This window comes from Martinezella calliandrae (genome assembly GCF_030272695.1).
Taxonomy (GTDB): domain Bacteria; phylum Pseudomonadota; class Alphaproteobacteria; order Rhizobiales; family Rhizobiaceae; genus Rhizobium; species Rhizobium calliandrae.
In genome coordinates, this window is sequence record NZ_JARFYN010000106.1 from 1 (window position 1) to 8,789 (window position 8,789).

The 8,789-nt window shown below is 56.7% G+C and carries 11 protein-coding genes and 2 pseudogenes; 6 read left to right on the forward strand and 7 right to left on the reverse strand.

Translation table 11 applies throughout. The features are described 5' to 3' along the window. Positions 1-184 precede the first annotated feature (184 nt). Entirely contained in the window at positions 185-388 is a 204-nt protein-coding gene (locus PY650_RS35405) for a CsbD family protein (RefSeq protein ID WP_285884716.1), read from the reverse strand. 639 nt (positions 389-1,027) lie between these two features. On the opposite strand from PY650_RS35405, the gene PY650_RS35410 reads away from it, so the two are divergent. Together PY650_RS35410 and PY650_RS35415 are read left to right on the forward strand one after the other, a co-directional pair. After that, a complete protein-coding gene (locus PY650_RS35410; RefSeq protein WP_285884717.1) occupies positions 1,028-1,495 on the forward strand; it encodes an Hsp20 family protein in 468 nt (155 codons plus the stop codon). Between the two features lie 55 nt (positions 1,496-1,550). Continuing rightward, positions 1,551-1,778: a hypothetical protein gene (locus tag PY650_RS35415; RefSeq protein WP_285884718.1), complete on the forward strand. Its 228-nt coding sequence runs from the start codon at positions 1,551-1,553 to the stop codon at positions 1,776-1,778. 138 nt (positions 1,779-1,916) lie between these two features. Here the strand turns inward: PY650_RS35415 and PY650_RS35420 are convergent, their stop codons facing one another. After that, positions 1,917-2,633: a C40 family peptidase gene (locus tag PY650_RS35420; protein WP_285884719.1), complete on the reverse strand. Its 717-nt coding sequence runs from the start codon at positions 2,631-2,633 to the stop codon at positions 1,917-1,919. 381 nt (positions 2,634-3,014) lie between these two features. Next, a complete protein-coding gene (locus tag PY650_RS35425) occupies positions 3,015-3,155 on the reverse strand; it encodes a hypothetical protein (protein ID WP_349644549.1) in 141 nt (46 codons plus the stop codon). Between the two features lie 305 nt (positions 3,156-3,460). Between PY650_RS35425 and PY650_RS35430 the strand changes: the two are divergent. Then, a pseudogene (locus tag PY650_RS35430) lies at positions 3,461-3,658 on the forward strand (IS66 family transposase); the annotation flags it as partial. Positions 3,659-3,701: 43 nt separating this feature from the next. Here the strand turns inward: PY650_RS35430 and PY650_RS35435 are convergent. After that, positions 3,702-4,022 (reverse strand): hypothetical protein, encoded by a 321-nt coding sequence (locus tag PY650_RS35435; protein ID WP_285884721.1) that lies wholly within the window; start codon positions 4,020-4,022, stop codon positions 3,702-3,704. Positions 4,023-4,317: 295 nt separating this feature from the next. Between PY650_RS35435 and vapB the strand changes: the two genes are divergently transcribed. Continuing rightward, positions 4,318-4,548 (forward strand): type II toxin-antitoxin system VapB family antitoxin, encoded by a 231-nt coding sequence (gene vapB, locus PY650_RS35440; protein ID WP_285884722.1) that lies wholly within the window; start codon positions 4,318-4,320, stop codon positions 4,546-4,548. Then, the gene (vapC, locus tag PY650_RS35445; protein WP_285884723.1) at positions 4,548-4,958 is read left to right on the forward strand and encodes a type II toxin-antitoxin system tRNA(fMet)-specific endonuclease VapC; all 411 of its coding nucleotides are present in this window, start codon (positions 4,548-4,550) and stop codon (positions 4,956-4,958) included. The genes vapB and vapC overlap by 1 nt, the downstream gene beginning before the upstream one ends. Positions 4,959-5,324: 366 nt before the next feature. Here the strand turns inward: vapC and PY650_RS35450 are convergent. The 3 genes and pseudogenes from PY650_RS35450 to PY650_RS35460 form a co-directional block, all read right to left on the reverse strand. Then, a pseudogene (locus PY650_RS35450) lies at positions 5,325-6,214 on the reverse strand (SMP-30/gluconolactonase/LRE family protein). 55 nt (positions 6,215-6,269) lie between these two features. Then, a complete protein-coding gene (locus tag PY650_RS35455; protein ID WP_285884724.1) occupies positions 6,270-7,301 on the reverse strand; it encodes an L-idonate 5-dehydrogenase in 1,032 nt (343 codons plus the stop codon). Positions 7,302-7,313: 12 nt separating this feature from the next. Beyond that, complete coding sequence (locus tag PY650_RS35460; RefSeq protein ID WP_285884725.1) at positions 7,314-8,261, reverse strand: 2-hydroxyacid dehydrogenase; 948 nt, start codon at positions 8,259-8,261, stop codon at positions 7,314-7,316. Positions 8,262-8,360: 99 nt separating this feature from the next. Between PY650_RS35460 and PY650_RS35465 the strand changes: the two genes are divergently transcribed. After that, positions 8,361-8,789, forward strand: a 429-nt coding sequence (locus PY650_RS35465) for an SDR family NAD(P)-dependent oxidoreductase (RefSeq protein ID WP_285884727.1), incomplete at its 3' end; no start/stop codon positions are given.

Genomic DNA, 8,789 nt, shown 5'->3' on the forward strand with positions numbered 1-8,789 from the left:
TGTTCATGAGAAAAAAAGCGACAACGGAGGAACTTGTTCCGTCGTTCACGCTGAATTTCCTTAAGCCTCTTTGTCACGGTGGAGATCCGTCATAGGGGTGGATAGAAAGGTAAGTCACGGCTGGTACGCTTCAACAAAAGGCGCGTCCAATCGGCCGCGCCTTTCACTTAACCGCCTACCGTGGTCACCAGGTCTGGCGACGACACCAATCATCTATATCCGACCTAACACGGTCCTTTTGGATGCCATAGCGTTCCTGAATCTTTCCTTCGAGCTGATCCCGTTTACCCGCAATCTGGTCAAGATCATCGTCAGTGAGTTTGCCCCACTGCTCCTTGATCTTACCCTTGGCTTGCTTCCAATTACCTTCGACGCGATTCCAGTCCATCGTTGATCTCTCCTCTTTGTTCATAAAGAGGAAACGCGCTTCACTGGAATTCGTTCACGCGGTTACTTAGCAATGAACGGAACTCATCTCTCTACCACTGGGATTTCCGCTAAGAGGGCTCGAAGGATCGGGTTTGGCGATGCAGGACGATTTCAGTCCTCCGGGCTATACCTATTGAACGTGCGCCGGACCGGCGACGAGAAAAGGCGATGCACCGAGCTTCACTTTTACTGTCCCCTAACGGCGACCGGCTCCTGGAACCGCCGGCGGCAACACGAAAGCTGCCGCGCCGCCGACTGACGCGGCCCCTTATCCAGTTCGCGTCTTTGGATCTGGCTGACACGATCGAAATAGATCTCGGCCGCATCCTCTATTTGCGAACACTCCCAAACTCCGTCGCCGAAGATCTTGGAGAATGCGGTTCTGCCAGCGGCAATAGAAAAGCGGACTCGCAGTCGAATGGCAAGCCGCGTGCATTGATCCCGCGATAAGGTGATAAAAAATTTATAGACCGTCTTGAAACTGAAAAAAGCACAAACCACATCGATATCACCGGCAGCCCAGATGGGGGCCGGAAAGCCGGAGACGCAAGGTTTCCGACGCGTCTCCTTTCCATTTCGCTTTACGGAGGATTTGGTTATGAGAAACGAATTCGACTTCGCACCGCTTTACCGGTCCAGCATTGGCTTTGACCGGCTATTCAATCTCCTCAATAGCACCGAGCGCCTGCAGGCAGGCGATACCTGGCCGCCCTATGACATCATCAAGACGGCTGAGGATAACTACCGCATCCAGATGGCGGTGGCTGGCTTCGCGGACGCCGACCTCGAAATCACGCAGGAGCGAAACGTCCTTGTCGTGAAGGGCCAAAAGGCCGAACAGGCAGATGGCGAATATCTGCACCGTGGCATAGCCGGGCGCAATTTCGAGCGCCGCTTCGAACTGGCTGACCATGTCAAAGTCGAAAATGCCGCACTAACGGATGGACTTCTGAGCATCGATCTAAAGAGGGAAATCCCAGAAGCAATGAAGCCGCGCAAGATCGCGATTGGCGACCAGCCGCGGGCAACGCCGCTTCAGATCGACGGGGAAAAACAGATTGCCTAAAGACGGTGGGTGCCGGTCGCTTTCGAACGGCACCTCTCGGCCGGGATACCTCGCAATGGAAACGATCGACGATCAAAAGGCGGGATTCCTCGATGCCGGCGACCTCGCCGCATGCCAGTCCGTTTTCGACGAACTGCTGAAGGACATCGAAGTGGCCAAGGACTCCGAAGAGGCCGAACATATTGCTGCGCTGGTGATTCACCTCTATCGACACGGTATCCGTGATCTCGCCCACCTCAAAGTAATGGTCGCGAGTGCACCGGGCTTTTTTGGGACGTTCTAAGCCGAGCGCGACTGTGCATTAAGATAGTGTCGCCGGGTCGCCCGGGACGTCGGGCGGTCCTCTTTGTCGTGACTTGCCTGTAATCACGGTCTCGTTGCGCTTTCGCCTCCGGCGGAAGACCCATTTTCGGAACTGGAATTATGCCGGTCGCACAAACTTGTTAAGGTGCATCATCGTCGATATTACTTTGCCGGTGTTTGTGTGCCTTCGCACCGGCTTGTTGCCGATTGGCAAAACTCTCTCCGAGATGATGCTGGACTGGTCTCGTGTTGCCTGGTTGCCGCCTACGACGACAACCTGCTGCTCGTCTTCGAAACGTCTGACATGGCCTAGTCCGAGATCTTTCCCCGTAGATAAGCTAATGCATGTGAAAACTGCCAGGTCCCCCTCTTGGGGTGACTCGACAGCGTCGAACGCCGGTGGCAGAAACGATTGCGACCATGCGCTCGAGCTGCCCACCCCGCCATTGCGGCGAATGCAGAAATTGATGAAGGCAGCGCACCATGGAATCGGATCGTTCAATGGATGCAGCGCCGTAACCGCGAGAAATTCGGCAATGAGAGGATTCAATGCTGCCGGCGGCGGTCGTTGCGAGATGACTGAAGGTTTGCGTTCGTAGTAGCGGTCGATGAAACTCTGCGCGATGTCGATCGGACGCGGTCCGTTCGGTGTTAAGGCAAGGGCGTCATGAGTTTGCTTAATTTCCATCGGTGTCGGAGCGTCGCGTCGCACCCGCCGCTCTGGGATGGTGACCAGGGCGCGGGGGTATTGCAGTTGGACGATGGTCTCGCGACCAGTTTTGCCGCCAACGGCAAGCTCGGATTTTAGAGCCGGAACGGCCGCAATCATCGCCAAAAGCACTCGCCGCGTAATCATAGGACACCTCCATGGCAACGTTGGAAACGCCTTGCCAGTTGCTGTAACCCGCAAAGAGCAGAACGGTTTCAATGAATCGAACGGTCGGCAACGCGCGGGCTCATCGATTGCTCCACGCCGACGAAAGAACGGCGCTGATCTTCTTGCGATGCCGCTTCCCAGAGGCAATTGATCGAGGCCTACTCCCAAAAGGACCTGTGGCAAGATATCTATGACGCCAATGCGCGCCCGAGCTATTTGCGGCGATAGGTTTGCCACGTAGTCCGATTACCAGGCTACCCGGAAAGTGATCGGCTCAACTTGGCCGTAGCGTTTTGCCAGACACCGCATCAAAAAGGTGAACCTTGCCCGGGCGGGGTGCTATCCCGGTTCAAAATCGTGGCGTTCGGAACATACTGCGACAAGCTCGCCCGGCCCGTAGCGCAGGAATATCATCGTCTCATGCCCGGTGGGTTCGGTGACGTTCACAGACGCCGTCAAGCCGCTTTCATTGAGCGACACGTGTTCAGGCCGGATACCCCGGCGTGCCGCGAAATCCAGGCATGATGGGAAAACCTCGGACTACGTTGGGGCGAGCTCAGGCTTATGCCCGTCCTTAGAGAGGAAGGCCCGCGACGAACATGGGAAACGCGGTAAACAATCCGCAGATGAGAGCTTGATCAATCGTCGTCCGATCGGATCGCAGCACACCAGTCAGGTTGAATTCAACCGCCGTCGATGTAGACTCGGCGAAGGCAGCCTATGCTTCATCACACCCATGACGGTCATGAGAGCGCAGGATTTTGAGCGGTTCTTGTCCTGACCCCATTCCGCTGCACGCCATTGCCTCGGAGAACGATATTCGCGCCTTCGTTACCCGGCGAAAGATCTCCGGCGGCACGATGAGCCTTGACGGTCGCATTGCCCGCGACGTCATGCTCGGTCTCATGAAGACCTGCCAGAAGCTCGGCATTTCATTCTATCATTTTCTCGTGGATCGTCTCGGTTTGCCATCTGTCGGATAGCCAATACCGCCGTTGTCGGCGCTCGTCATAACGGCGAGCTGAATCAGGCTTTTCTGGAAAACGGCACCAGCTTGCCGTCCTGCAATTTGCCGGTCTGCTTTTCCTTGCGCAGCAATTGCGGCGACACATTCCATTGGCGACCGTTGTCGCCGTGCACTGTTACCGTTTTGCGGTTTCGGCGGATGACGATACCGGCCCGCGTCTGGCCGCTATTGTCCTCGAACACCACGCGCTCGCCGATCGAAAGTTCGAGCAAGGCATGCGTCGTCTTCTGGTGATGCAGGAAGTGTAGCCGATCAACAACCGCATCGTGCAACGCGATCAGCTCTGCTTCACTCAGTTCTCCAAGCTCGATCCGGTGCATCTTGGGCCTCCATTCACCGCGATCGTCTCTCCGAAACTAACCCAATGCAACGTCGATCAGCGGCTATCCACAATTTCGTTCATGAAATCGATCGTGGTCCTGCCACCCCTTTTGCCCCATTGTAATGCCGGAGGAAATTGACAGCGCACTGCCCGGTTTCCTGCTGCTTGCGATATTTGGTGGAGATGCTCTGAAGCTCACTGCTATGTGAATCGCACGATGTATATCCCATTGACATATCCCGCCATGTGAACTAGATGGGGGATGGCGTTCGCACACGGCCGGAGGATTAGAAATGGAACAGGGCGCAGTATTCCAAAGTAACCGTAGCCAGGCGGTTCGGCTGCCAAAGGCCGTTGCTCTGCCCGATGACGTAAAACGCGTAGACATTGTTGCAGTAGGACGTACTCGGATTATAGCGCCCGCTGGCGAAGTTTGGGACAGTTGGTTCGATGGTGATGCAGTAACAACTGATTTCATGAGCGAGCGTGATCAGCCGGCCTTGCAGGAGCGCGAGGCATTTTGATGCTGAAGTACATGCTGGATACTAACATTTGCATTTTCACGGTGAAGAACCGCCCGCAACAAGTGCGAGATGCCTTCAACCGCCATCATGGTCAACTGAGCATCAGCTCGGTAACTTTGATGGAGTTAATATACGGCGCGGAAAAGTCGGCAGTTCCAGAACGAAATTTGTCCGTCGTGGAAGGCTTTGCCGCGCGGCTCGAAGTGCTGGCGTACGATCAAATGGCCGCAAGCCATACAGGTCAATTGCGCGCCGAGCTCGCACGCAGCGGAACTCCAATTGGACCATACGACCAGTTGATCGCAGGTCATGCTCGCTCCCGCGGGCTGATACTGGTTACGAACAATCGGCGTGAGTTCGATCGTGTCCCTGGCTTACGTATAGAAGACTGGACAACCTCGACACCCTAGATCGATAGTAGTGCATCTGGAAATGTCTGTAATTATTTCAATAATATGGGCCTCTTGCCTTGATCTGAATGGCTTGGTTGCTCGTTAAGATCCCATCAAGGCGTCCAATGGAAGCCCCGAGAGTGGCGCCTTAAACAAATGGCCTTCAATTCTTTCGATCTGCGGTATTGGTCGGTCTTCCAATAGCTGCGGCGTCGCTGATGAAAACGCGCGATGACCGCTGCAATGATGCTATTGATCGCTTGTTGCCAAGATAATGGAATAATGGATGAGGACCACCTGATCAGGAGCGACGTTCAAAACTTCATCGAACGTTTTCCAGAACAGTTCCTTGTTACGTAAGAGGGTTACGCAATCCCATCTCGTTCAAAGAGCTCCGCGTCTATTGAGCGAAATCGCGTAAACGCTCGTGGTTGCCGTGATGAAGAGCTTGTGTTTGCCACGTCCGCCAAAGCAAAGATTGGAGACGGTTTCGGGGACCAGGAGCTTACCCATAAGATGGCTGTCCGGCGCAATGCAATGGACGCCGTCGCCGGCCGAGGACCAAAGATTGCCGTCGCTGTCTATCCGCATCCCGTCCGCACACCCTGGCGAGATTTCATGAAAGACGTCACCGCCGCTCAGGCGCCAGTTTTCCGCAACGTCAAAGACCCGGATATGGCGCGGATCGTCGGTATGCATGCGGCCGGTGTCTGCCACATAAAGCTTCTTTTCACCCGGGCTGAACGCCAGTCCGTTCGGGCAATTGAAGTCGGTGAGCACGGCTGCGATCGAACCCGAGGGATCGACGCGATAGACGTTGCAAGGTAGTTCCTGCTCGCTCTTGTATCCTTCGTAATCCGTGGCGATGCCGTAGTGCGGATCGGAGAACCAGATGGCGCCATCGGACGCCACGACAACATCGTTCGGCGAATTCAGTCGCTTGCCCTCATAGCGGTCGGCGATCACCGTGATCGAGCCGTCAAACTCCGTGCGAGTCACGCTCCGGCTGCCATGCTCGCAGCTCACGAGACGGCCTTGTCGGTCCCGGTGTGGCCATTGGCGATGTTCGACGGTTCGCGAAAGACGCTGGTACCGACGCCCGGTATCCAGCGCATGATGCGATTGTTGGGGATGTCGGAAAAGAGGAGGCAATTGAGGTCGCCGAACCAGACGGGCCCCTCGACCCAATCGAAGCCGTTGGCAATCTGTTTGACGGGAGCATTGCCGAGAACGAACTTACCGAAAGCCGGATCCATGATCTCAAAGAACGACATCTTTTATTTTACCTTTCATCTTCCTGCAGTACGGCGCCGCTCCTTAAGCCCTGCCTCAGGAGAAGACGATCTGTGCCTTCATAGCCCGGCTGCGGTCGGAGGCAATCTCGAAAGCCCTGATGGCGTCGGCAAGCGGCACGGAATGGGTAATCAACGGCCTGACATCGATCAGGCGCCTGCGTACCAGCTCAACGCCCGTGGCAAATTCCTCATGGAAGCGGAAAGAGCCGCGCAGATCCAGCTCCTTGGCGGTGATAGTCTGCATCGGCAAGGTCATGTCGCCTCCAAGACCCAGTTGTATGATGATCCCGCGCGGCCTGAGCGCCGCAATTCCACTGGTGAGAGCGGTGGCGGCCCCCGAACATTCATAGAGAACGTCGAAAGTTCCCTTGTCGACCGAATAGGCGCTAAGCGCCTCCGGTTCTTCCTTCGTATTGATGACCCGGTCCGCGCCGGCATCCTTGGCAAGCGAAAGTGTGAAGTCTGAGAGATCGGTTGCAACGATTTCCGCTGCACCGGCCCGGCGGGCGGCCAGTATGGACAAGACGCCGATCGGCCCGCAGCCGGTGACGAGAACTCGCTTTCCCAGCATCTCGCCGGCGCGCTTCGTCGCATGCAGGGTGACGGCGAGCGGTTCGGCCATCGCCGCTTCGCCAGCCGTGAGGCCGTCGGCAGGGACGCATTGAATGGCATCGGCAACCAGTATTTCGCGAAATGCACCTTGAATATGCGGAAAAGGCATGGCGCTGCCATAGAAGCGCATGTTCAGGCACTGATTGTGCAGGCCCTGCTGGCAATAGCGGCAGGTGCGGCAGGGGCGCGACGGCGAGACGGCGACGAGCTGGCCGACTTCGAGCCCCTGAACGCCGGCGCCGAGGGCCGTAACCGTTGCACTGACCTCGTGTCCCAGGATCATTGGCTGCTTCAGGCGCACGGTGCCGAAGCCGCCGTGGTTATAGTAATGCAGATCGCTGCCGCAGATACCGCCGGTGGCGAGTCGCAGCTTGACCTCACCTGCACCCGGTTCCTCGTTCGGATACTCCTCGATCCGCAGATCCTTGGCGGCGTGAGCGACGATGGCCTTCATATCCTTCTCTCCTCAAAGAACGGGGGTGGGTAGCGGCTGGCCGGCAAAATGGGCGGCAAGATTGTCGCGGACGAGCTGGCCCATAGCCTTACGCGTCTCGATAGTGCCCGAGGCGTGGTGGGGCTGAAGAAGCACATTATCCAGCGCCAGAAAACGCGGATTGAGCTTCGGCTCGCCTTCGAAGACATCGAGTGCTGCCGATCCAAGCTTGCCGGTTTCGAGCGCGTCCAACAAGGCTTCCTCATCAATGTTGGAAGCGCGCGATATGTTGATCAGCATGCCTTCCGGACCCAGCGCCTCAATCACATCGCGCCCAACGATATGGCGCGTCGCAGCCGAGGCGGCCAGCGTCACGAAAAGAAAATCGGATTGCTCTGCAAGTTTAACCGGATCGGCGATGAATTCCATGTCGTTTGCGTAAGGTTTCGCTTCGACGTCGGAGTAGGCGATCTGCATGTTGAAGCCTTTCAGCCGCTTGGCGACCTCGAAGCCAATCCGCCCAAGGCCCAGAACGCCGGCTCGCCGGCCCCAGACACGACGCTTCAACGGATAAAGGCCTTTGCCGACCCAGCTTCCATCTCGCACCCATGTCTCGGCGCCGTGCACGCCACGCGATTGGCAGAGCATCATGGCGACGCCTAAATCGGCAACATCGTTGGTCAAGACATCGGGAGTATTCGTCACGCGAACGCCTCGTTCGCGGCAGGCGTTAAGATCGACCGCGTCGAAGCCCACACCGTAGACCGAGATCAGTTCCAGCTTTGGGCAAGCCTCGATGATGGCTCTGTTAGCCCCGAGTTCGCCGCGCGTGGCAATTGCTCTTATGGATGGCCCGACATCTACCAGAAACGCAGTTTTGTCTGCGGCCTCGAAATAGCGGTGGACACGAAACGCCGCGTCCAGCGGTTCCTGATCCCATTGCGGATAGGGGCCCACCTGCAGGATAGCTGGCTTTTCCATCTTTTCGATTCCTCCCTGATGCTGGCCTTGACAGTGGATGTTATCGATAACATAAACAGGGACACCGGTATTTGTCGAGATGAAAAAAGGAGGAAAACGATGTCTCTTGGCCTCTTCGATCTAAAAGGGCGGCGCGCGCTTGTGACGGGGTCGTCGCAAGGCATCGGCCTGGCTCTTGCCCAAGGACTGGCGGCTGCGGGCGCCGAGCTGGTGCTCAATGGCCGCGACGTGGAAAAGTTGACGAAAGCCGCAGCTCTGTTTGACGGCACGGTTCACACCTTGCCCTTCGACGCAACGGATCACGAGGCTGCGCGGCAGGCCATAGACGAATTCGAAGCCAAAACCGGCGCCATCGATATATTGGTCAACAATGCGGGTATGCAGTTCCGCACGCCGCTCGAAGATTTTCCCGCAGATGCATTTGAGCGACTTCTTCGAACCAATATATCGAGTGTTTTCAATGTCGGTCAGGCCGTGGCGCGCCATATGATCAAACGTGGCGCCGGCAAGATCATCAATATTGCCAGC